The sequence below is a fragment of the Altererythrobacter sp. CAU 1778 genome, assembly GCF_054482795.1.
Genome location: NZ_JBTLRP010000001.1, coordinates 1,465,557 through 1,488,507 on the forward strand (window position 1 = coordinate 1,465,557; position 22,951 = coordinate 1,488,507).

General features: G+C 62.9%; 23 protein-coding genes. 22 read left to right on the plus strand and 1 reads right to left on the minus strand.

From position 1 onward, the window contains the following. Nucleotides 1–15: 15 nt before the first annotated feature. The 19 genes from ACXYN8_RS06925 to ACXYN8_RS07015 are packed head-to-tail and all read left to right on the plus strand — an operon-like array spanning nucleotide 16 to nucleotide 17,821. Nucleotides 16–810, plus strand: coding sequence for an NADH-quinone oxidoreductase subunit C (locus tag ACXYN8_RS06925; RefSeq protein WP_458888607.1), 795 nt, complete (start codon nucleotides 16–18; stop codon nucleotides 808–810). After that, nucleotides 807–2,021: an NADH-quinone oxidoreductase subunit D gene (locus ACXYN8_RS06930; protein WP_458888608.1), complete on the plus strand. Its 1,215-nt coding sequence runs from the start codon at nucleotides 807–809 to the stop codon at nucleotides 2,019–2,021. Before ACXYN8_RS06925 ends, ACXYN8_RS06930 begins: the two co-directional genes overlap by 4 nt. After that, nucleotides 2,018–2,338 (plus strand): hypothetical protein, encoded by a 321-nt coding sequence (locus ACXYN8_RS06935; protein WP_458888609.1) that lies wholly within the window; start codon nucleotides 2,018–2,020, stop codon nucleotides 2,336–2,338. The genes ACXYN8_RS06930 and ACXYN8_RS06935 overlap by 4 nt, the downstream gene beginning before the upstream one ends. After that, the gene (gene nuoE / locus ACXYN8_RS06940) at nucleotides 2,331–2,999 is read left to right on the plus strand and encodes an NADH-quinone oxidoreductase subunit NuoE (RefSeq protein WP_458888610.1); all 669 of its coding nucleotides are present in this window, start codon (nucleotides 2,331–2,333) and stop codon (nucleotides 2,997–2,999) included. Before ACXYN8_RS06935 ends, nuoE begins: the two co-directional genes overlap by 8 nt. Next, nucleotides 2,996–3,199 (plus strand): hypothetical protein, encoded by a 204-nt coding sequence (locus tag ACXYN8_RS06945; protein WP_458888611.1) that lies wholly within the window; start codon nucleotides 2,996–2,998, stop codon nucleotides 3,197–3,199. Before nuoE ends, ACXYN8_RS06945 begins: the two co-directional genes overlap by 4 nt. Beyond that, nucleotides 3,186–4,475: an NADH-quinone oxidoreductase subunit NuoF gene (nuoF, locus tag ACXYN8_RS06950; protein WP_458888612.1), complete on the plus strand. Its 1,290-nt coding sequence runs from the start codon at nucleotides 3,186–3,188 to the stop codon at nucleotides 4,473–4,475. Before ACXYN8_RS06945 ends, nuoF begins: the two co-directional genes overlap by 14 nt. Beyond that, nucleotides 4,472–4,759, plus strand: a complete 288-nt coding sequence (locus ACXYN8_RS06955; protein ID WP_458888613.1) for a hypothetical protein — start codon at nucleotides 4,472–4,474, stop codon at nucleotides 4,757–4,759. Before nuoF ends, ACXYN8_RS06955 begins: the two co-directional genes overlap by 4 nt. Beyond that, nucleotides 4,759–6,756 carry an NADH-quinone oxidoreductase subunit NuoG gene (gene nuoG / locus ACXYN8_RS06960; protein WP_458888614.1) on the plus strand — a complete coding sequence of 666 codons (1,998 nt, stop codon included), beginning with the start codon at nucleotides 4,759–4,761 and terminating at the stop codon, nucleotides 6,754–6,756. Before ACXYN8_RS06955 ends, nuoG begins: the two co-directional genes overlap by 1 nt. Beyond that, the gene (gene nuoH / locus ACXYN8_RS06965) at nucleotides 6,753–7,805 is read left to right on the plus strand and encodes an NADH-quinone oxidoreductase subunit NuoH (RefSeq protein WP_458888615.1); all 1,053 of its coding nucleotides are present in this window, start codon (nucleotides 6,753–6,755) and stop codon (nucleotides 7,803–7,805) included. Before nuoG ends, nuoH begins: the two co-directional genes overlap by 4 nt. Next, nucleotides 7,802–8,287 carry an NADH-quinone oxidoreductase subunit NuoI gene (nuoI, locus tag ACXYN8_RS06970; protein ID WP_458888616.1) on the plus strand — a complete coding sequence of 162 codons (486 nt, stop codon included), beginning with the start codon at nucleotides 7,802–7,804 and terminating at the stop codon, nucleotides 8,285–8,287. The genes nuoH and nuoI overlap by 4 nt, the downstream gene beginning before the upstream one ends. A 26-nt stretch (nucleotides 8,288–8,313) precedes the next feature. Next, the gene (locus ACXYN8_RS06975) at nucleotides 8,314–8,931 is read left to right on the plus strand and encodes an NADH-quinone oxidoreductase subunit J (protein WP_458888617.1); all 618 of its coding nucleotides are present in this window, start codon (nucleotides 8,314–8,316) and stop codon (nucleotides 8,929–8,931) included. Continuing rightward, nucleotides 8,928–9,233, plus strand: coding sequence for an NADH-quinone oxidoreductase subunit NuoK (gene nuoK, locus ACXYN8_RS06980; protein WP_458888618.1), 306 nt, complete (start codon nucleotides 8,928–8,930; stop codon nucleotides 9,231–9,233). The genes ACXYN8_RS06975 and nuoK overlap by 4 nt, the downstream gene beginning before the upstream one ends. 7 nt (nucleotides 9,234–9,240) lie before the next feature. Continuing rightward, nucleotides 9,241–11,301, plus strand: a complete 2,061-nt coding sequence (nuoL, locus tag ACXYN8_RS06985; protein WP_458888619.1) for an NADH-quinone oxidoreductase subunit L — start codon at nucleotides 9,241–9,243, stop codon at nucleotides 11,299–11,301. Between the two features lies 1 nt (nucleotide 11,302). Beyond that, nucleotides 11,303–12,892 carry an NADH-quinone oxidoreductase subunit M gene (locus ACXYN8_RS06990; RefSeq protein ID WP_458888620.1) on the plus strand — a complete coding sequence of 530 codons (1,590 nt, stop codon included), beginning with the start codon at nucleotides 11,303–11,305 and terminating at the stop codon, nucleotides 12,890–12,892. Beyond that, nucleotides 12,892–14,355, plus strand: a complete 1,464-nt coding sequence (gene nuoN, locus ACXYN8_RS06995; protein ID WP_458888621.1) for an NADH-quinone oxidoreductase subunit NuoN — start codon at nucleotides 12,892–12,894, stop codon at nucleotides 14,353–14,355. The genes ACXYN8_RS06990 and nuoN overlap by 1 nt, the downstream gene beginning before the upstream one ends. 7 nt (nucleotides 14,356–14,362) lie before the next feature. Next, nucleotides 14,363–15,082, plus strand: coding sequence for a biotin--[acetyl-CoA-carboxylase] ligase (locus ACXYN8_RS07000; protein WP_458888622.1), 720 nt, complete (start codon nucleotides 14,363–14,365; stop codon nucleotides 15,080–15,082). Between the two features lie 23 nt (nucleotides 15,083–15,105). Beyond that, complete coding sequence (locus ACXYN8_RS07005; protein WP_458888623.1) at nucleotides 15,106–15,882, plus strand: type III pantothenate kinase; 777 nt, start codon at nucleotides 15,106–15,108, stop codon at nucleotides 15,880–15,882. Further along, a complete protein-coding gene (locus ACXYN8_RS07010) occupies nucleotides 15,879–17,522 on the plus strand; it encodes a ribonuclease J (RefSeq protein WP_458888624.1) in 1,644 nt (547 codons plus the stop codon). The genes ACXYN8_RS07005 and ACXYN8_RS07010 overlap by 4 nt, the downstream gene beginning before the upstream one ends. An 8-nt stretch (nucleotides 17,523–17,530) precedes the next feature. After that, nucleotides 17,531–17,821, plus strand: a complete 291-nt coding sequence (locus tag ACXYN8_RS07015; RefSeq protein WP_458888625.1) for a DUF1467 family protein — start codon at nucleotides 17,531–17,533, stop codon at nucleotides 17,819–17,821. Between the two features lie 4 nt (nucleotides 17,822–17,825). On the opposite strand, the gene ACXYN8_RS07020 is transcribed toward ACXYN8_RS07015, so the two are convergent. After that, nucleotides 17,826–20,360: an ATPase gene (locus ACXYN8_RS07020; protein ID WP_458888626.1), complete on the minus strand. Its 2,535-nt coding sequence runs from the start codon at nucleotides 20,358–20,360 to the stop codon at nucleotides 17,826–17,828. Nucleotides 20,361–20,430: 70 nt separating this feature from the next. Here ACXYN8_RS07020 and ACXYN8_RS07025 point away from each other — a divergent pair, with 70 nt between their 5' ends. The 3 genes from ACXYN8_RS07025 (at nucleotide 20,431) to ACXYN8_RS07035 (ending at nucleotide 22,948) form a co-directional block, all read left to right on the plus strand. Next, nucleotides 20,431–20,739: an Hpt domain-containing protein gene (locus tag ACXYN8_RS07025; protein ID WP_458888627.1), complete on the plus strand. Its 309-nt coding sequence runs from the start codon at nucleotides 20,431–20,433 to the stop codon at nucleotides 20,737–20,739. A gap of 61 nt (nucleotides 20,740–20,800) precedes the next feature. Beyond that, a complete protein-coding gene (locus ACXYN8_RS07030; protein WP_458888628.1) occupies nucleotides 20,801–21,988 on the plus strand; it encodes a hypothetical protein in 1,188 nt (395 codons plus the stop codon). Nucleotides 21,989–22,030: 42 nt separating this feature from the next. Next, on the plus strand, nucleotides 22,031–22,948 hold the full coding sequence (locus tag ACXYN8_RS07035; protein ID WP_458888629.1) for a hypothetical protein: 918 nt from the start codon (nucleotides 22,031–22,033) through the stop codon (nucleotides 22,946–22,948). Nucleotides 22,949–22,951 lie beyond the last annotated feature (3 nt).

Below are 22,951 nucleotides of genomic sequence, written 5' to 3' on the forward strand. Positions count from 1 at the left end.
GGGGCTCGCGCTGAAATGGCCGCCGTGGTTCACCCAGCTCCGAAGTTCGCGAGCAATGCGGGCGTGCGCGACACGCTCGGCAAGGCGCTGGGCGACATGATGCTCTCCGCCAAGGAAGATCATGGCGAAATCGTGCTCACCATCGCGCGCGACCGTATCGAAGATGCGCTGCGCCTGCTTCGCGACGAGCATGACTACCAGCAGCTCATGGAAATTGCCGGGGCCGACTATCCTCAGCGGGCCGAGCGGTTCGATGTCGTCTACATGCTGCTTTCGGTCACCAAGAACCACCGCGTGATGCTGAAGGTCACCACGGACGAAGACACGCCGGTCCCCACCGCCACGCGGCTGTGGCCGGTTGCCGGCTGGCTGGAACGCGAGGTGTTCGACATGTACGGCGTCGTGTTCGACGGCAACACGGACCTGCGCCGCATCCTGACCGACTATGGCTTCGAAGGGCATCCCTTCCGCAAGGACTTCCCGATGACCGGCTATGTCGAGCTGCGCTATTCCGAAGAGGAAAAGCGCGTGGTCTACGAACCGGTGCAGCTGGCGCAGGACATGCGCAGCTTCGACTTTACCTCTCCGTGGGAAGGCGCGGATTACGTGCTGCCGGGCGACGAGAAGGCCGAAGGCGCAGAGGTGGCGGATGCGGGATCGAAGGGCGCACCGTTGATCAACGATCCGAAGACCACCGAAAAACCCTCCGATACCGGGGCGGGCGCAGCGACGGACAAGAAGGCTGCCGAGAGGACCGAATCCGATCCTCCGGCCCTCGAAGAAGATGACGCGAAGGGAGACGAGGCATGAGCACTCTGATCCAGGAAACCTCGCCCACCACCGGTGACGAGGAAATCGCCAACTACACGATCAACTTCGGCCCCCAGCACCCTGCGGCGCACGGCGTGCTGCGCATGGTGATGGAACTCGACGGCGAGATCATCGAACGCATCGATCCGCACGTCGGCCTGCTTCACCGCGGCACCGAAAAGCTGATCGAGCACAAGACCTATTTGCAGGCGCTGCCGTATTTCGACCGGCTCGATTACTGCTCGCCTCTGTGCATGGAGCACTCCTACGTGCTCGCGATCGAGAAGCTGCTGAACCTCGAAGTTCCGCTGCGCGGCCAGTACCTGCGTGTGCTGTTTGCCGAATTGTCGCGCATTTCCAACCACATGCTTAACATCGGCGCGCATGTCTTCGATGTTGGCGCGATGACGCCGAACCTGTGGATCATGGATCTGCGCGAAGACTGCATGAACTTCTTCGAGCGCGCGAGCGGCGCGCGAATGCACATGGCGTGGTTCCGCCCCGGCGGCGTTCACCAGGACGTGCCGCTGAAGCTGTTGACCGACATCGGTGACTGGCTCGACAACCACTTCTTCGAGCGATTCAACGACGCCATGAGCCTCGTCGTCGGCAACCGCATCTTCAAGCAGCGCAACGTCGATATCGCCGTGGTGAGCAAGGAAGACGCGCTGGCCTGGGGCTTTTCCGGCCCGATGATCCGCGCCGCCGGCATCCCGTGGGATCTGCGCAAGTCGCAGCCCTACGACGTCTACGACCGCATGGATTTCGAGGTGCCCGTCGGCACCAATTCGGATTGCTACGACCGTCTGATGGTGCGGATCGCGGAAGTCCGCCAGTCGGCCAAGATCATCAAGCAGTGCATCGCCGAAATGCCCGAAGGCCCGGTCGCCAGCACCGACCGCAAGATCGTCCCGCCCAAACGGGCCGAGATGAAGCAGTCGATGGAAGCGCTGATTCACCACTTCAAGCTCTACACCGAAGGCTTCCACGTGCCCGAAGGCGAGGTCTATGTCGCCACCGAAAGCCCCAAGGGCGAGTTCGGCGTCTACCTCGTCAGCGACGGCACCAACAAACCCTACCGCTGCAAGATCCGCCCGACGGCCTTCAGCCACCTCCAGGCGATGGACTTCATGAGCAAGGGCCACATGCTGCCCGACGCCGTGCCGATCCTCGGCGCCATCGACGTCGTGTTCGGGGAGTGTGACCGGTGAGTGTGTATCGCTCGATGCGTGATTGGGTCGACCACATGCTTGCCGAAGGCGTTCGTTCGCGCGGCGTCCTCCTTCCAGCATTCCCGCCGCTGTTTCTCCCGGCATTTACCGGGTCGAACGCCTTCGTGTGGGTTATCGCAATCTCTCTCGCGGTCGCTTGGTTTGCGTTCGTTGCTTGGCGTGGTTGGCGCATGATGAAAGCGACTGCGATCCGTTCTGATCGCACTTACGACCATTCCGAGAAATTCAAATTGTCGAACGAATATCACTCGACGGAGAGTGCAACCTCCGCTGCTTGGAGGCGCCGCAATGGCTGATCGTTCCCCCGCACCCGATACGCCCGAGCTGCGCGAGCGGTGGGGCTCGTTCGCCTGGACGGACGAGAACCGCAAGACGGCCGACTGGCACATCGCCAAATATCCCGAAGGCCGGCAGAAAAGCGCGGTTATGCCGCTGCTCGACCTTGCCCAGCGGCAGGTCGGGGCGGAAACAGATACGCAAGGGTGGCTGCCGCTGCCGGTAATCGAATATGTCGCCGCCTATCTTGACATGCCGGTGATCCGCGTGCTCGAGGTCGCAACCTTCTACTTCATGTACAACCTCGTGCCGGTGGGTAAGTACCACGTGCAGGTCTGCGGCACGACGCCCTGCATGCTGCGCGGATCGGACGCACTGTTCGATACCTGCAAGGCGCGCGGGATGACAAAGGGCCACGTTTCGGAAGACGGGTTGTGGACCCTGACCGAGGTCGAATGCATGGGCAATTGCGCCACCGCGCCGATGGTCCAGATCAACGACGACAATTACGAAGACCTGACGCCGGAACGGCTCGACGCCGTGCTCGACGCGCTGGCGAAGGGCGAGACGCCCAAGGCCGGCACGCAGGAACCCGGCCGCCACACCAGCGAACCGAGCGGCGGGCCGAGCACGCTGACCGCAATGGTCGACGCCAATCACGATTACCGGAGCGAGTGGTGAAGCACATTGCACGCAACCGGAAATTTGCCCGCATCGGCGTCGGCATCGGCGCGCTGTGCTTCGTCGTGGGCGGGTTGATGATCTGGCAGGGCGTTGCCGATGCTGGCGATGCCCTGATGATCTTCGGCGGGCTGCTGCTGTTCGTTTCCGCCATCCTTCTTTCGCGCACACCGCCCGGAGGCCTCGATGCTCGCCGATAAGGACCGCATCTTCACCAATCTCTACGGCTTCCGGGACTGGGGGCTGAAGGCTGCGCAGAAGCGCGGCGACTGGGACGACACCAAGGCGCTGATCGCGCGCGGACAGGACGCGATCATCGACGAGATCAAGGCGTCTGGCCTGCGCGGACGGGGCGGGGCGGGCTTCCCGACCGGCCTCAAGTGGTCCTTCATGCCGAAAGAGAGCAAGGACGGTCGCCCGAGCTTCCTCGTCATCAATGCCGACGAATCCGAGCCGGGGTCTTGCAAGGACCGAGAGATCATCCGCCACGATCCGCACAAGCTGGTCGAAGGCGCGCTTGTCGCCGGTTTCGCCATGCGCGCGCGCGCGGCCTACATCTACATTCGCGGCGAATATATTCGTGAGGCGGAAACGCTGCAGGCAGCCATCCAGGAAGCGTACGACGCCGGCCTGATCGGCAAGAACGCCAGCGGCTCGGGCTTTGACTTCGATGTCTTCATGCACCGTGGTGCGGGCGCCTACATCTGCGGCGAGGAAACCGCGATGATCGAAAGCCTCGAAGGCAAGAAGGGCCAGCCCCGCCTCAAGCCGCCGTTCCCGGCCGGCGCGGGCCTCTATGGCTGCCCGACGACAGTCAACAATGTCGAGAGCATCGCGGTGGTGCCTACGATCCTGCGGCGCGGCGCCAGCTGGTTCAGCAGCTTCGGCCGCGAAGGCAATGCGGGCACCAAGTTGTTCCAGATCAGCGGCCATGTCGAAAAGCCGTGCGTGGTCGAGGAAGCGATGAGCATCCCCTTCCGCGAGCTGATCGAGAAGCATTGCGGCGGAATCACCGGCGGCTGGGACAATCTGCTGGCGGTGATCCCCGGCGGCTCCTCCGTTCCGCTTGTGCCCGCAGCGCAGATCATGGACGCCCCGATGGATTTCGACGGGCTGAAGGAACTTGGCTCCGGACTCGGCACGGCGGCGGTGATCGTGATGGACAAGTCCACCGATATCGTCCGCGCGATCAGCCGGTTAAGCTATTTCTACAAGCACGAAAGCTGCGGCCAGTGTACGCCCTGCCGCGAAGGCACGGGCTGGATGTGGCGCGTAATGAAGCGGCTTGAAACCGGCGACGCCGCGCCGGAAGAGATCGATATGCTGTTCGAAGTGACCAAACAGGTCGAAGGCCACACCATCTGCGCGCTAGGCGATGCGGCGGCCTGGCCGATCCAGGGCCTGCTGCGCCACTTCCGCCCGGAGCTGGAGCGGCGCATTGCCGAAGCGGGCAATATGGCGGAGGCGGCGGAATGACTGTGATCCGCAAAAAGCATGCGTTTGACCGTGGTCCGCGTAAAGGCCTCACCGAGGTGCGTCACCCTCACAAGCATAGCGATGGCATGTACCGTCTTTTCTCTCCGGAAGGAGTGATGGGTGACGATGGAAAACGTCGTTGGAATCGTCTTCCCAATTCCCGGTCCGTGGCGACATTGGAGGAAGCAGCCTACCTAATTGAACAAGGCTGGGGCATCCGGATGGTGGGTCCGCATACATCAACACCGTCCCTCTGCTGGAAAGATATTGAGGTCATTCGCTAATGCCCAAAGTCACCGTAGACGGACAGGAAATCGAGGTTCCCGACGGCGCCACCGTGCTGCAGGCGGCGGAGCTTGCGGGCAAGGAAATCCCGCGCTTCTGCTACCACGAACGCCTCAGCATTGCGGGCAATTGCCGCATGTGTCTGGTCGAAGTGAAGCCGGGGCCGCCCAAGCCGCAGGCCTCCTGCGCGCTGCCCGCGACCGAAGGTCAGGAAATCCGAACCGACAGCGAAATGGTCAAGAAGGCGCGCGAAGGGGTGATGGAGTTCCTGCTCATCAACCACCCGCTCGACTGCCCGATCTGCGATCAGGGCGGCGAATGCGACCTGCAGGACCAGTCCGTCGCCTATGGTCGCGGCGGATCGCGCTATCACGAGAACAAGCGCGCGGTGACCGAGAAATACATGGGCCCGTTGATCAAGACGATCATGACGCGCTGCATCCACTGCACCCGTTGCGTGCGCTTCAGCGAGGAAATCGCGGGCGTTGACGAGATCGGCGCGATCGGTCGCGGCGAGGACATGCAGATCACCACCTATCTGGAACGCGCCGCTGAGCACGAGTTGTCCGCCAATGTGATCGACCTGTGCCCGGTCGGTGCGCTTACCTCGCGCCCCTACGCCTTCGAGGCGCGGCCTTGGGAGCTGAAGAAGACGCTCAGCATCGACGTGTCGGATGCGATGGGCGCCAACATCACGCTCTATTCGCGTGGCCGCGAAGTGCTGCGCGCCCTGCCGCGCGTGAACGATGCGGTGAATGAGGAGTGGCTTTCGGACAAGGGTCGCTATCAGGTGGACGGCCTGCAACGCCGCCGCCTCGACAAGGTGTTCATCCGCAAGGGCGGCAAACTGTCCGAAGCAAGCTGGGATGAGGCTTTCAAGGCCATCGCAAAGCCGCTGAAGGGCAACGACAAATCGAGCATTGCTGCCATCGCGGGCGACATGGTCGATTGCGAAACCATGTTCGCGGCCAAGGCGCTGCTAAACGCCTGCGGCTCCTCGCTGATCGAGGGTCGCCAGACCGGCATGGATTACGACACCTCGAACCTCGCGGCGGTCATTTTCAACTCGACCTTCGAAGGGATCGAGACCGCGCAGGCGATCCTCATCGTCGGCAGCCATATCCGCTGGGAAGCGCCGCTGCTCAATGCTCGCCTCCGCAAGGCGGTGAAGCGCGGGGCCAGGGTCTTCGTCGTCGGACCGGAGTGGGACACGACGTTCCCCGCGACCTTCCTCGGCAATGATCTGGCGGTTCTGAACGATCTCTCCAGCGACGTGTCGGACGTTTTTGAGAACGCAGACAACTCGGCGGTGATCGTCGGCGGTGGCGCGCTGAAGGGCGCGCATAGCAAGGCGCTGGCGCTCGCGCAGGGCTGGGGGGCGGAGTTCAACGTCCTGCACTTCTCCGCCGCGCGCATGGGCGGGCTGATGCTCGGCTTCGCGCAGAAGGGCGGCGTGGCCGACATCGCCAAGGCTGCTCCCAAGGTGCTGCTGGCGCTGGGCGCGGACGAGGTCGATTTCAGCCAGTTCGACGGCAGCCTGAAAGTCTATATCGGCCACCACGGCGACAAGGGCGCGCACGCGGCGGATATCATCCTCCCCGCTGCCAGCTTCGCCGAGAAGAACGGCACTTTTGTCAACGCCGAGGGACGCGTACAGTTCGCGGACAAGGCGGTCTTTGCGCCGGGCGACGCGCGCGAAGACTGGACCATCCTCCGCGCCTTGGCCGATGCGTTGAAAGTCGACGTGGGTTTCGACAGTTTCGACGAATTGCGCGCCGCAATGGTGGCCGAAGTGCCGGCCTTGGGCGTCGAAGGCCTCGCAGACTACGGCACGCTGCCCAAGGCAGACGCCAAGGCAAAAGCGGAAGGCACGATGGAACGCTATCCGATTGCCGACTTCTACCTCACCAACCCCATCGCGCGGGCCAGCGCGGTGATGCAGCAATGCAGCGCCGAACTGCTCCACAGCGAGGAACTGGCGGAGGCAGCGGAATGACCGAGTTCTTCCAATCCCTCGGCATGAACTACGAATGGTCGTGGTTCACCGCCACCATCGCGGGTATCCTGCTGATTGCGCTGCCGCTGATGCTCAGCGTGGCGATGATTATCTATGTCGACCGCAAGGTCTGGGCGTCGATCAACCTGCGACGCGGGCCCAATGTGGTTGGCCCCTTCGGCCTGCTGCAAAGCTTCGCCGACGGCCTCAAGGTCTTCCTGCAGGAAACCATCGTGCCGAGTGCGGCGAACAAGGGCCTGTTCCTGCTTGCGCCGATCGTCACCTTTACGGTGGCGCTGCTCGCATGGGCGGTAATCCCATTCGATGCGGGCGTGGTGCTGGCGGACATCAATGTCGGCCTGCTCTACATCCTCGCGGTCAGCTCGCTCGGCGTTTACGGCGTGGTGATTTCGGGCTGGGCGTCGAACTCCAAATACCCGTTCTTCTCCTCGATGCGCGCCGCCGCGCAGATGATCAGTTACGAAGTCTCGATCGGCTTCATCCTGATCTGCGTCGTGCTGTGGGCGGGAACGTTCAACCTCAGCGAAATCGTGGAGGCGCAGCGCGGGCATGGGCTCGGCATCGTAAACGGCTTCGCCTTCAACCTGCTGCTCTTCCCGATGTGGGTGATGTTCTTCATCAGCTCGCTGGCGGAAACCGCGCGCGTTCCCTTCGACCTCACCGAGGCGGAGAGCGAGCTGGTTGCCGGCTACCAGACCGAATACAGTTCCATGAGTTTCGCGCTGTTCTGGTTGGGTGAATACGCCAACATCCTGCTGATGTGCGCGCTCAATACGCTGCTGTTTTTCGGTGGCTGGCTGCCGCCGATCGACTGGGCGCCGCTCTATTGGATCCCGGGCATCGTCTGGTTCCTGCTGAAGACCTTCTTCTTCTTTTTCATGTTCAGCTGGGTCATGGCGACCGTCCCGCGTTATCGCTACGACCAGCTGATGCGCCTGGGCTGGAAGATCTTCCTGCCGCTGAGCCTCATCTTCGTCGTCGTGATCAGCGGCTACCTCATGCTTACCCGTTATGGAGGTGCGGCATGAACGTCGCCCATCTCGTAAAGTCGTTCACCCTATGGGAATTCGTGAAGGCGCACGCCCTCACGCTGAAGTATTTCTTCAAGCCGAAGGTGACGCTCAACTATCCGTTCGAGAAGAACCCGCTCAGCCCGCGTTTCCGGGGTGAGCACGCGCTGCGCCGTTATCCCAATGGCGAGGAACGCTGCATCGCGTGCAAATTGTGCGAGGCCGTCTGCCCGGCGCAGGCGATCACCATCGAGAGCGAACCGCGCGAAGACGGCAGCCGCCGGACCACTCGCTACGACATCGACATGACCAAGTGCATCTATTGCGGTTTCTGCCAGGAAGCCTGCCCGGTGGATGCGATCGTCGAAGGGCCCAACTTCGAATACGCGACCGAAACGCGCGAGGAGTTGCTCTACGACAAGGCAAAATTGCTGGCGAACGGGGACAAGTGGGAGCGTGCGATTGCCGCGAACCTTGAAGCCGACGCGCCCTATCGCTAACGGCGCGGCACACTGAACGGGGCCTCATGATCCAAATCTTCGCCTTTTACCTGTTTGCCGCCTTCGTGATCGGCAGCGCGGTCTTCGTCATCATGGCGAAGAACCCGGTGCATTCGGTCCTCTGGCTGATCCTGGCGTTCTTCAATGCTGCCGGCCTGATGGTGCTGGTGGGGGCGGAGTTCATCGCCATGCTGCTGGTGATTGTCTACGTCGGCGCTGTCGCCGTGCTGTTCCTGTTCGTCGTCATGATGCTCAACATCGACTTCGCGGAACTGCGGGCCGGGTTCATTCGAAACTTCCCGCTTGGCATTGCGATTGCGCTCGTCCTGCTGGCGGAACTGGTGCTCGGCATCGGGGCGTGGCAGGCCGGCTCGCTCGACCTGGGCACGCCCGATGGCGCTGCGGCGCCCATCGTGGGCGAAAGTAACATCAAGAACATCGGTGCGCTGCTTTACGGCCAGTACCTCTTCCTGTTCGAAACCGCGGGGATCATCCTGCTCGTCGCAATGGTCGGCGCGATCGTGCTGACCCTGCGCGAGCGCAAGGACCAGCGGCCGCAGATCGTGTCGCGGCAGGTTCAGCGGCGGCCGGAAGATGCGACAGTCAACACGCGGCCCGAAGTCGGGCAGGGGGTCGAGATATGATCGGCGTCGAACATTACCTCGTCGTCAGTTCGCTGCTGTTTGTGCTTGGCGTGCTGGGCATCTTCATCAATCGCAAGAACGTGATCGTCATCCTGATGTCGATCGAGCTGATCCTGCTGTCGGTGAACATCAACCTTGTCGCCTTCAGCGCCTTCCTCGGCGATCTGACGGGGCAGATCTTCGCCATGTTCGTACTCACCGTCGCGGCGGGCGAGGCAGCGATCGGGCTTGCCATTTTGGTCATCTATTTCCGCACCCGCGGGACCATCGCGGTCGACGACGTCAACCGGATGAAGGGGTAACGCGCGCGTGCATCCGATAATCCTCATCGTTTTCCTGCCGCTGCTGGCCGCCATCGTCGGCGGGCTGGGCAACAAGTCGCTGGGTCCGTTGGCGGTCAAGCTGCTGACGACCGGCGCGCTGTTCGTGTCCTGCGCTCTCAGCTGGCCGATCTTCCTCGGGTTCGTGAGCGGCAGCCAAAGCGCGGAAGTCGTGCGTGTGCTGCAATGGGTCCAGTCGGGTACACTCACCTTCGACTGGGATCTGCGGGTCGACACGCTGACCGCGGTCATGTTGGTCGTCATCACCACCGTCTCCGCGCTCGTCCACCTCTACAGCTGGGGTTACATGGACGAGGATCCGGATCAGCCGCGCTTCTTCGCGTATCTGAGCCTTTTTACCTTCGCCATGCTGATGCTGGTGACCGCCGATAACCTCGTGCAGATGTTCTTCGGTTGGGAAGGCGTCGGCCTGGCCAGCTACCTCCTCATCGGCTTCTGGTTCCGAAAGCCCAGCGCCAACAAGGCCGCGATCAAGGCCTTCGTGGTCAACCGTGTGGGTGACCTCGGCTTCATGCTCGGCATCTTCGCGACTTTCCTGGTGTTCGGCACGGTCTCCATCCCGGAGATTCTCGCAGCAGCACCCGGCATGGCGGGCAACACGATCGGCTTCCTGGGTTACCGCGCCGATACGATGGACGTGATTTGCATTCTGCTGTTCATCGGTGCGATGGGCAAATCCGCGCAGCTGGGCCTGCACACCTGGTTGCCCGACGCGATGGAAGGCCCCACGCCAGTCTCCGCCCTGATCCACGCCGCTACGATGGTGACCGCAGGCGTGTTCATGGTCTGCCGCCTTTCGCCGATGTTCGAAACGGCACCGATTGCGCTGATTTTCGTCACCTTCATCGGCGCAGCCACCTGCTTCTTTGCAGCGACGATCGGCACGACGCAGTGGGACATCAAGCGGGTCATAGCCTATTCGACCTGTTCGCAGCTCGGTTATATGTTCTTCGCCGCCGGGGTGGGAGCATACGGTGCGGCGATGTTCCACCTCTTCACGCACGCCTTCTTCAAGGCGCTGCTGTTCCTCGGCGCGGGCAGCGTGATCCACGCCATGCACCACGAGCAGGACATGCGCTTCTACGGCGGGCTGCGGAAGGAAATCCCGCTGACCTTCTGGGCAATGATGGCCGGCACGCTGGCGATCACCGGTGTGGGCGTACTCTACGTGTTCGGCTTCGCAGGGTTCTATTCGAAGGACGCCATTCTCGAAGCGGCATGGGGTCGCGGGACCGAGCTGAGCCAGCTTGCCTTCTTCCTCGGTGCCTTCGCCGCGCTGTTGACGAGCTTCTACAGCTGGCGCCTGATGTTCCTGACCTTCTGGGGCAAGCCGCGCTGGGCCGCGTCGGAGCATATCCAGCACGCCGTTCACGCCGGGCATGACGAGCCGGAAGATCACAATCCTCCGAAGCAGGAAGACTCCGGCCACGACGTCGTAGCTCCGCTGCCGACCCCGGCCTATGGCGCGGGCGACGGTGGGTATCATCCGCACGAAAGCCCGTGGCCGATGCTCATCCCGCTGGGTGTGCTAAGTCTCGGCGCAGTCTTCGCGGGCTGGCTTTTCGCGCCCAGCTTCATCGACAACGAAGGCTTCTGGGCCGGATCGATCTATTACAACGAGAACCTGATCCACGCCCTGCATGGCGTTCCTTACTGGGTGAAGCTGACGGCGACATTCGTCATGCTGCTGGGCCTGCTGGGCGCGTGGTATTCCTATATCAAGCGGCCTGACGTGCCTGCCTCCTTCGTCGAGAAACTGCCGCAACTGCACGCCTTCGTTTACAACAAGTGGTATTTCGACGAGCTCTATCACTTCCTGTTCGTCCGTCCGGCGTTCTGGTTCGGCCGGGTGTTCTGGAAAGAGCTGGACGTCGGCGTGATCGACAGGTTCGGGCCGGATGGCGTCGCCAATGTCGTCTCGCAGGGCTCCGGCCTCGCGAAGCGGGTGCAGTCGGGCTATCTCAATTCCTACGCGCTGATCATGCTGCTGGGCCTGGTTGCCGCGGTGACCTGGGTGCTGGTGCGCTGACATGGGGGGCTTTCCAATCCTATCGCTGATGCTCGCCGTGCCGCTGGTCGGTGCGATTGCCTGCCTGTTCGCCGGCGACCGCCTTGCACGTTCGATTGCCCTGTTCGCCACCTTGGCCAATCTGGCCTTAGGCATCCTGCTGTGGGCGAGCTTCGACATCGGCGGCGCGCAGTGGCAGTTCACCGAGCGGGCCGAGATTTTCTCCGGCTTCTCCTACGCGCTCGGGATCGACGGGATCGCGCTGCTGCTGATCGTGCTCAGCGTCTTCCTTATGCCGATCTGTATCGCTGCAAGCTGGGACAGCATCACCAAGCGTGTGGGCGAATACATGTCAGCCTTCCTGTTCATGGAAGTGCTGATGATCGGCGTCTTCGCAGCGCAGGACCTGATCCTGTTCTACATTTTCTTCGAGGCCGGTCTCATCCCGATGTATCTCATCATCGGCATCTGGGGCGGGGCGGACCGCAAATACGCCGCCTACAAGTTCTTCCTCTACACGCTGATCGGCTCGGTGCTGATGCTGGTTGCGATGCTGTGGATGGTGAACGAGACGGGCACCACCGACATCCCGACGTTGATGGCGTACGACTTCCCCGTCGATGCTCAGACGTGGTTGTGGCTGGCCTTCTTCGCGAGCTTCGCGGTGAAGATGCCGATGTGGCCGGTCCACACGTGGCTCCCGGCGGCACACGTTCAGGCACCGACTGCCGGCTCAGTCATTCTCGCGGGCGTCTTGCTGAAGATGGGCGGCTACGGATTCATCCGCTTCAGCCTGCCGATGTTCCCGGAGGCTTCGGCGCAGTTTGCCTGGTTGGTGTTCGCGCTCAGCATGGCCGCGGTGGTGATCACGAGTCTGATCGCGCTGGTCCAGGACGATATGAAGAAGCTGATCGCCTATTCCTCGGTCGCGCATATGGCAATCGTGACGGTGGGGCTTTTCGCTTTCAACGTCCAGGGTCTCGAAGGATCGATGATCGTGATGCTCAGCCACGGCCTCGTTTCGGGGGCTCTGTTCCTGTGCGTAGGCGTGATCTACGACCGGCTGCACACGCGTGAAATCGCGCGCTACGGCGGCCTCAGCATCAACATGCCGCATTACGCGGTGTTCTTCCTGCTGTTCACCATGGCGAGCATCGGCCTTCCCGGCACGAGCGGTTTCGTCGGCGAGTTTCTCTCGCTGGCAGGCATTTACGAAGTATCGAGCTGGGTCACGCTGGTCTGCACGACAGGCATCATCCTTGGTGCTGGATACATGCTCTATCTTTACTGGCGCGTGGCCTTCGGCGTGCAGAAAAACGCCGACGCCGCCGCCATGCCCGATCTCAACCTGCGCGAGTACCTGATGCTTGGACCGATCGCCGCGGCCGTCCTGTGGATGGGCGTCTACCCCGAAAGCTTCCTTGCACCGATGCGTAACGACATTGCCGCGCTCGACGCGCGCCTTGCCCGCGCTGCCCCTGAAGGCGACGCCAAGCCTGCACCGGCCCGCGAAGGTCAGGCTCGCACCCGCGCCGCGAACTACATGGCCGGGGAGCACTCTGCCGAACATGGTGCCGGACCAGGCAGCGAAGCGAGCGAGGGAGCACACTGATGAACTTCTCCTCCTCCCTGTCGCTGGTCGCCCCGGAAATTGTACTCAGCCTGTCGGGCCTCGTACTGCTGCTGGTCGCGGCATGGACCGGTTCGAAGAGCGCCCGTCTCGTCAGCATACTGACCGTGGCTGCATTCGTAGCTGCTGCGGCGTTGGTCATCCCGTCTCTGTCTGGCGGAGCCATGGGCGCAGAGGCCACCGCCTTTGCCGGCCAGTTCCGCGCGGACGCATTCTCCGCCTTCGCCAAGATCCTGATTTTCATCTCCGGCGCCGCGGCGCTGATGGTCGCACCCTCGTTTTTCGACCGCTACGGTGCGATGCGGACTGAGTATCCGGTGCTTGTGCTTTTTGCTGTGCTGGGCATGTCGATTATGGTCAGCGCGGGCGACCTTATGACGCTCTACATCGGTCTGGAGCTGAACTCCCTTGCGGCATACGTGCTGGCGTCCTTCCTGCGGCCTGACGATCGTTCTGCGGAAGCGGGCCTCAAGTATTTCGTCCTCGGCGCGCTTGCTTCGGGCATCCTGCTGTTCGGCATGAGCCTCGTCTACGGTTTCGCGGGCACGACCAACTTCACGGGCATCCGGGCCGCGATCGCAGGCGATTTCTCGACCGGCGAGCTGTTCGGCGTGATCTTCGTGCTGGCAGGCCTCGCGTTCAAGATCAGCGCGGTGCCCTTCCATATGTGGACGCCCGACGTTTACGAAGGCGCGCCGACGCCAGTAACCGCCTTCTTTGCCAGTGCCCCTAAGGTTGCGGCGCTTGCCCTGACGATGCGCGTTGCGCTGGATGCATTCGGCACGCAGGCGTTTGCCTGGCAGCAAGTGGTGATGTTCGCCGCGCTCGCGTCCATCGTGATCGGTGCCCTGGGCGCCATCGGGCAAAGCAACGTCAAACGGCTGCTGGCCTATTCGTCGATCAACAACGTCGGCTTCATCCTGATCGGCCTCGCTCTGGCGACGCAGGCAGGGGCCAGCGCGATGCTGTTCTACCTCGCTATCTACGTCGCGATGACCATGGGCAGCTTCGTTGCCGTGCTGATGCTGAAGGACGAGGCTGGCGCCCATGTCGAGGATATTGCGCAGCTTGGTGGCCTTTCGAATACGCGGCCCTGGCTGGCACTCGCCATTGCAGTGCTGATGTTCAGCCTCGCCGGTATCCCGCCGCTGTTCGGTTTCTGGGGCAAGTTCGTGGTTTTCCAGGCTGCCGTTGCCGCAGGATATATCGAGCTTGCCGCCATCGGCATCGCAGCCAGCGTGATTGGCGCATTCTATTACATCAAGATCGTCAAGATCATGTATTTCGACGAGCCCGTCGGCGTGATTACCGGGAAGTCGGAGCTTTCGCATAGCGTGCTTCTCCTGATCGCCACGCTGTTCGTTTCGCCGCTCGGATATCTGCTGAACGGCTGGCTGGGCAATCTGACCGATACGGCATCGGCCGCGCTTTTCTTCGCTGCCTGACCTGCCCTTGATCGAAACCGTTGCGGAGACCGGCTCGACAAATTCGGACCTGATCGACCGTTTGAAATCCGGTCAGTTCGTTGGCGAAGGTGACTGGCTCGTCGCGGACAGGCAAGTTGCGGGGCGCGGTCGGCAGGGCCGCGTCTGGTCCGATGGATACGGCAACTTCATGGGCTCCACGGTCGTTCGCCCCGGCCCGGGCGACCCGCCTGCCGCGAGCCTGTCGCTGCTCGCCGGTCTGGCCCTCTACGAAGCTCTTGCCCCGATTTGCCCGGCGACGTCGCAGCCCATGCTGAAATGGCCGAACGATCTGCTGGTCGACGGGGCGAAGCTGTCCGGCATTCTTCTCGAAGGGGAGGGCGAGGTCATCGTCGTTGGCATCGGCGTCAATCTTGCCCATGCGCCGCACGTGCCCGATCGCCCAACCGTCACTCTTTCCGCCTTCGGACCGGCTCCGGATCGGGACCTTTTCGCCAGCAATATCGCGCGATCGCTCGATATCGAACTTGAACGCTGGCGCAATTTCGGCCTCGCCCCCATGCTTCGGCGCTGGATGGCCGCAGCGCACCCGCTCGGCACGGCGCTCAGCGTGCACGACGGCTCCGGTCACCGGCTGAGCGGAACATTCGCCGGGCTGGACGAGGCCGGCGCACTCAGACTGACCTTGGCGAATGGCGAGCGGCGCACTATCCACGCGGGCGACGTCGTGCTCGGCGACACCATTTGAAGCTTGAGGACGATACCCAACCAATGCTGCTAGCCATCGACGTCGGAAACACGAATGTCGTCTTCGCCCTGTTCGAAGGCGAGGACATCCGCGCGCGCTGGCGCATCGCGACCGATCCGCGACGCACGGGCGATGAATACGCCGTCTGGTTGCTTCAACTCCTGTCGATCCAGGGCGTGTCGCGCGACCAGATCACGCAGATTATCTTCGGCTCTGTCGTCCCCCGCGCCGACCATAATTTCACCGTACTATGCCAGAAATACTTCGGCATAGAACCGCTCGTGGCCGGGCAGGGCAGCGCCGCCTGGGGCTTCGAGATCGACGTGGAGCAGCCTAGCTCGCTGGGGGCCGACCGCGCGCTCAACTGCATCGCCGCTCATAAGATCTACGGCGGCGACCTGATCGTCGTCGATTTCGGAACCGCCACCAAGTTCGAGGCGGTTGACTTCAACGGCGCCTACAAGGGCGGGATCATTGCGCCGGGCATCAACCTTTCGCTCGACGCGCTGGTCGGCAAGACTGCGAAGCTGCCCCGCATCGCCATCCGCGCGCCCGACACCGACAGTGTCATCGGCCGCAACACCGAAGACCAGATGCTGATCGGCGTATTCTGGGGCTATGTTGCGATGATGGAGGGGCTGATAGAGCGGATGCGCGTGGAAATCGGCCGTCCGGTCAAGGTCGTCGCAACCGGCGGCCTCGCCATCCTTTTCGACGAAGCGACAGACATCTTCGACGCCGTCGACGCCGATCTCACCATACAGGGCCTGGCCATTCTTGCCGGGCGCAGCGCAGCGTGAAGAAGGATTACACCCCGGAAGACGAACTGCTTTTTCTCGCGCTTGGCGGGTCGGCGGAAATTGGCATGAACGTCAATCTCTACGGCTGTCAGGGCAAATGGCTGATGGTCGATCTCGGCATGACCTTTGGTGCGAACGAATATCCCGGCACCGAGCTGGTTTTCGCGGATCTCGACTTCATCGAGGAGCGGCGCGACGACCTTCTCGGCATCGTCATCACGCATGCGCACGAAGATCACATCGGCGCGATCCCGTACTTCGCCGAAGAGCTGGGCGTGCCGCTGTATGCCACACCCTTCACCGCGGATCTTGTCCGGCGGAAGCTCGAGGAAGCCGGCATTGCCGGAGACATCGAACTTATCGTCATCGACGACGATCACGGTTCGATCGAACTCGGCCCGTTCGAGGTAACCTACATCCCCCTTGCCCATTCGATTGCAGAGGGCAACGCGGTGCTTATCGAGACCCCGCACGGGCGCATTTTCCACACCGGCGACTGGAAGCTGGACGAGGAACCGATCATCGGCGAACCGACCAGCGAAGAGGAATTGCGCGCGATCGGTGACGAAGGCGTGCTGGCGTTGGTGTGCGATTCGACGAACGTGTTCAATCCGCAATCGAGCGGGTCCGAAGGCGCGGTCTATACCGGCTTGATGGAGGAAGTTGCGAAGCACTCCGGCAAGCGCGTGCTTGTCACCACCTTTGCAAGCAACGTCGCGAGGCTGGCAACGCTCGGAGAGGTTGCCAAGGCGACCAATCGCCAGCTGTGCGTGGCCGGACGCTCGCTCGACCGCATGATCGAGGTCGGCCGAACGCATGGTTATCTCGACGATTTCCCCGACCCCATCGATTTCGATACCGCCATGGGCCTGCCGCGCGGCGAGGTTCTGATCATCGCGACCGGCGGGCAGGGCGAACCGCGCGCAGCCCTCTCTCGCATTGCGGAAGAGAACCACCCGCTCGAACTGTCGCGCGGCGATGTCGTGCTGTTCTCGTCCCGCCAGATACCCGGCAACGAGATTTCCATCGGGAAAATGCAGAACCAGCTGGCCGGGCGCGGAATAGAAATGGTCACCGACCGGCAGAGCTTCATCCACGTCTCCGGTCATCCCGGTCGCCCGGAACTCGAAGCTCTTTACGATTGGCTGCAGCCTGAGATCCTGGTGCCCGTGCACGGTGAGATACGGCATATGCAGGAGCAGACGCGCGTCGGCAGAGCTGCCGGAATTCCGCACAACGTCTTTCAGAAGAATGGCGATATCGTTCGCCTGGCGCCCGGTAAGCCGGGCAAGATCGGTGAAATTGCGACGGGCCGGCTCGTCCTCGACGGCGACATCATCGCGCCTGCCGACGGGGAGGCGATTACCATGCGCCGCCGCCTGGCGCGCGATGGAGTGTTGATTGTGGTGCTCGACGCCAACCGCGGTATCTCTATCGAAGCGCTGGGCCTGCCGCTGGACGAGGATATGCCGGACTTCATCGCCGAGGCGACGCAGGACGTGCGAGAAGCGCTGAAGAAGCTGTCGCGCAACAAGACGACGGACGCCGATGTTCAGGAAACTGCGCGACTGGCCGCCCGCCGCGCAGCGCAACGCTGGTCCGGCAAGAAGCCGCAGACCCGCGTCATCCTGGCAGGCTGAGAGCGCGCATGAACTGGACCTCCGTAATCGCCATCTATGCGCTCGCGTGGACGTTCTGCGCCTTCGTGCTGCTACCTGTCGGCATTCGTACCCACGATGAGGAGGGCGTCGCCAAGATCAAAGGTCAGGCCGACAGTGCCCCTGCGAATTTCCGGCCCGGTCGCGTGGCGATCCGCGCGACCATCCTCTCGGCCATCGTCACCGGCATTTTCGTGCTGAATTACACTTATGGCTGGGTCGAAATAGCTGACTTCGACATCATGAGCTACGCCCCGGCGGGCGAGCCGGAATACCGCTGAACGATCAGCTCCGCAGGCGTTCTATTCCCTGCGCCAGCGCAACGTAGAGCTTGCCCATATCCGAGCTGAGCAGCGTGACCGCCAGGGCATTGCCATCGCGGGTCGACAGCATCGTCCGCAGCATCGCTTCGAAATCGTGGATGTAGCGGCTGACGTGTTCGTGGAAATTGCTGTCCTGTTCGAACAATGTCGCGATGTCGCGCGCATCTTCCTTGTCGAGCAGGCGCACCGCACGGCGGGTGAAAATGCCGCGATCGCCCCGCAGATACGCATTCCATTCGGTATCCGTTACCGCACTCGACATCGCCTTGCTGATGTCGATGGCGTTGGAATTGAGGCTCTCGGTGATGAGGGCGACACGGCGCGCGAATTCGTTGTCCACCTGCTCTTCGGCCCGCTGGCGGGCATGAGCAATCCGGCTTTCGAGATTGGCAGTGAGTTCGGCGACTTTCGCAAGTTGGTCACGCAATTGCCCAGTCGCTTCGCGGCTACGCGCGGTGGCGTCGGTGATGGCACTGTCGAGTTGCTCGATCGCCACCCGGCTGCGCTCGTTTAGCGCACGTTCGATGGCATCGGCGCTCCGCTGGCCCAGCTGGTCGGCTAGCGTCTGCACGCGCGCGGCATTTTCGTCCTCGAGCGTGCTGATCGCCTCGCCATGCGCAGCGCGAAGCTTTGCGATGGCATCCGCGAGATCGGCGCTCACGCGGCCCGACAGCGCCCTGGTCTGCGTATCGAGTTCTGCGATGCTGCCTTGCAGATCCGACAGGCGCTGCGTTGCCGCTGTCTGATCTGCCTCGGCATTGCGGCGCAGGTCGGTCAGCCGTTCCACCCCTTCGACCGTGGCGGCGCTGCTTTCGTGCAATGTGCTGACCGTGGCCGCTCCGGTATCGCGAAGCCGCTCGAACAATTCGCCCAAGGAGGCGGTGCGCTGTTCGAGATCCGTCAGCGTTGTCTCGGCGTTGCCCATGGCGCGAGGAAGATCGGTCTGGCTCTGCTGCGCGGTCGCCTGCACCAGTTCTAGCAAACGCACGCTCGCATCCGTCAGACCGCCAATCGCAGTCTCGGTTTCGGCCAAGGTCGTGCGGCCCGTCGCAAACCGCGCCTGCAGATCGGAAAGAGCCTGCGAAAGCGTCCGCTCCGCCCGGTCGCCGAACTCCGCCAGGCGCTCGCTTTCCTCTACCAGCGCGGCCATGCGCTCGGCCAGGACGGTCTCACGCTCCGCCAGCGAATCCGCACGACCGATCAGCGCAGCCTGACGTTCCGAAGTCGCAGCATCGAAGTCGGCCAGGCGGGCCTGTGTCGCTTCGAGAGCCTCGGCCTCGCGTTCTGCAGCCTGCTCGCCGCGGGTCGCGAGGTCGCGGTCGAGCCGTGCGATCTGCCCATCGATCCGCGTGATCGCCTCGTCCCATGCCGCGCCGGCGCTTTCTTCTGTCTCCCGCATCGCGCGCGAGATGGTCGCGCCTTCGTCTCGCAGAGCGGTGAGCCGGGCGCGGAGCGAAATGAGCGCCTGCTCTTCCTCGCCTTCGAGCGCATTGCCGCTCGCCTGCAATTCCTCGCGCAAGGTTTCGGCCCGGCGGCGGATACCGGCGAGCGCGGCAACTTCCTGCCCGTCGAGGTCGGAACGGAATTCCTCGCCGCGCGCCTTCAGTTCGCCGAAGCGCGTGTCGGCCAGGTCGGCCATGTTGTCGACCTGCTCCACGAGGTAGGAGATCGTGCCCGAAGCATGATCCTTCACGCTCTGCACCTGCCGCTCGCTCGCCTTGCCGAATTCATTGACCCGCTGGAGAGCGGTGGCGAGTTCTTCGACCTGACCATGCGCCGTCCGGCCGGCAGCACCGATCTGGTTCGACACATCGCGCGCTGAATTCGCGATGACAGGCAGATCGCCGCGCAGGCGCGTCATGTTCTCCATCGCGGCTTCGCTGACGTCCGCGATCTGGTCGATACGCTGGCCGTTGTCGGCGATGAGTTCGCGCAGTTCCGCAGCGTTGGCAGACAGGCGCTCCGCCGCGACGCGGCCGAGCGATTCAAGGTCGCGCGACTGGCTGGCAATGAATTCACGCGCGAGGCTGAGTTCGCGGTTGACGACGCTGAGCCGCTCCTCAAGGCGCGCGGATTCCGTCGACATCAGCGCGGCGGTATCCGCGAAACGCGACTGCTCGCGCCGGCTCGTACGCAAGCCAAGCAGCCATAATGCAACGATGAGCGCGACTGGCATCGCCCAGGCCGAAATCCAGTCGAGCCATTGGGTCAGACCGGCCCCAGCCATCATTTCCGCCCGATGACCGTAGGCAAAAACCGCCGTCCAACCGGCAATCGCAAGACCGGCCAGCGCGGGAAGGGCATATGCAGATCCATTGGCACCGCGCGAAGCGACCTCGGCGTCCCAATCCGTATCCCAATCGCTCTCCGCGACGGTTTCGGGCTCGGCCTCGATCGCGGAGGCGGGGCCGTAGTCAGGCAGCGCCTCCGTAAGCTCGAGCGGATCCTTGTCGCGCTGATCAGCGCCAATCGAGACGATGTGCGATTTCCCCACCATCCTGCCAATATATCACCATGTTGAAGGACCGTAACCCTGCCTTAACCATTCCGCCGATAGGTGTGGCATTATGGCCATCGAATGTGGAGCTCTCGACGCGAATCTCGCCGCTGCGGCTGGGGATGACGCCCAGCTGATGCGTGAACTGCGCAGCGCATTTCGTGATAGTCTAGACCGGCAGATCGACCTTCTTTCCCGCGCTCGCTGCGACGGGAACTGGAACGTCGCGGCCATGCGGATCAAGGGCCTCGCCGCCAGCTTCCACGCCGACGACCTTATCGCTCTGGCAGACCGGGCCCTGTCGAGCGCGCCGGGTGACCCGGTCGTCGTGCGCCAATTGTCCGCCTATGCCAAAGAGTTTGCCGAACTGGCCGACTAGCCCGTCCGATTGACTGCGCTGGCGCTTTGCACGGCGCGCGCAATGCCATATCAGCGGCGCCATGCGTATCGCTCTCCTCCAAACGCCAAGTCCCGTTGTTGCCGATAAGAAACTGCTCGGGCTGACTCTCGGTCAGCATCAAGTGCGGTTCGCCTGCGCAGCCGGGTGCGAACGCATCGTCGTGGTCGCGCCAAAAGCCGACGCTGCCGCCTTCGCTTTGCAGGAAACGGCAGAGAAGGGCGGGGCGCGCTTCGATGTCATAGCAGACGTCGCAAGCTTGCTGGGCATGGTGCATACCGAAGATCAGGTGCTGGTGATCGCAAGCGATTTGCTGCCGCGCGCGGAGAGCGTTTTGGGCGTTCTCGGCCAGAAGCCTGCCATCCTCTACCACGCCAGCGACCATGCCGTGCACAGCGCCGATTTCGAGCGGATCGACCGTGACCGTCACTGGTCCGGTGCGATGGTGTTGCCGGGAAGGTTGATCGACCGTCTCGGCGATTTGCCGCGTGATACCGACATTCCCTCTGCCCTGCTGCGGATCGGATTGCAGGGCGGGGTGCCGGTGGTTCCGCTGGAGCTGAGCGATAGCCGGCAAGAACAGTGGGCGCTGATCGGTGCGGGCGAGCAGCTCGACGAGCTCTCGCAGACCATGTTTCGCGGCGGAGGCGCGCCTGCCGCTGGATTGGAGCAGACGATTGCGGATGCAATCATGCGCCGCTTCGGAGCGCAGCTGCTCAATCGGGGGTGGAACGCGGGCCGTTTCCGCGTGGTGACGGCTGTGGCGCTCCTGCTGGCCGTAATGCTGGCCTGGTTCTGGTCGCCAGTCGCCGGAATCCTCCTCGTCGGCGTCGCTTCGCTGCTGAAGGCGATAGCGGAACAATTGCAACGTGCCGCGGGGGACAACGGCGCGACGACAGCAAGCCAGGCGCTGAAGTGGGCGTGCGATGGGGCATTGTTCGCGGTTCTGGCGCTGGCATTGTTCGCGTTTTACTATCGTTGGGGCCAGGTCTGGTATTTGCCTTTGCTGCTGGTGGGGTTGATCCGTGTGTCGGAGATGGTCTTGGTGACACAAGTCCGGGACTGGGTGACAGACCGCCTGTCCTGGGCTTTGCTGCTTGCGGTGATCGTTTACGGAGGTTGGCTGGAAGGCGGGTTGCAATACCTGACTGCGGCTCTCGTGCTTCTACCGTTGGTATCGAGCGGCGTTTCCTCGCGCAAAAACGCGGGTTCAAGGCTAACTGCGAATTAACCGAACCAAGGCTAGCAAGTTGCGGTGATACAGGGCGCGTCCATGGATACCAGTCTACCGCCGGTCGAGGCGGTGCTGCGCGAAGAACTCGCGCTGGGCGACGCTGCACTTGCGTCGACCGTCGGGATCGTGCGCCACCTCCTGATCAGCGACGACAGCAGCATCTTCAGCGACCAGATCATGGCCCGGGTTCGCGGCATGGTCGACGATGTCTCCCGCCAACTCTCGGAGGAACTGTTCGGACGGGACGGGAGCGAAGGCGCAGCCGATGCCCGGCAACATCTTAACGAGCAATTCCTCGGCGATGCGCGCGTGCTGGAGCACGTTCACGCGCTCGCGCTGGAATTTCAACTGACCGAGCGGTTGAACGCCCGCAATGCCACCGATCCGGTGGTGTCCTCCGTCTTGCAGTCGATGCTCGCGACCAGGGACGCGCAGGCGGCCGAAGTCGCAATGCAGGCACTGGCAGCGCAAGCGCGGTTCATGCAGCAGATGCGCCGCATGGAGCTTCCGCTGACCGAATTGCCGAGGATGCTCCTGAGAGCGACGTTTCAGGCGGCCGCAGCCTTCCCGGATGTGGACGTCTCGCCACTGTCCGCCCTGCAGGAACGTGCGGAAGGTGAAAGCACCCGTGTCGAATTGATGACGCAGGTAGCGGAAAACCTCGGTTCGAACTTCCTTGCCGCGCTCGATGTCGATCGCGCGGGTGTGGCGCTGTTCCTGACCGCACTCGCGATGGGTTCGGGACAACCGCGCGAGACGGTCACATTGTCGACCACCGAGCGCCAGCTCGCGCGGCTGGCCATCGCCCTGCGTGCTGCCGGCTTGAAGCCGGATGCCATCGAACAGCAGTTTCTCTACCTCCATCCCGAAGTCTCGCTGCCGCCCAATTTCGATCACCTGTCGGTCGACCGCGCAGCCATGCTGCTCGCGGACAGCAATCTTACGGCAGGGGCATAGGGG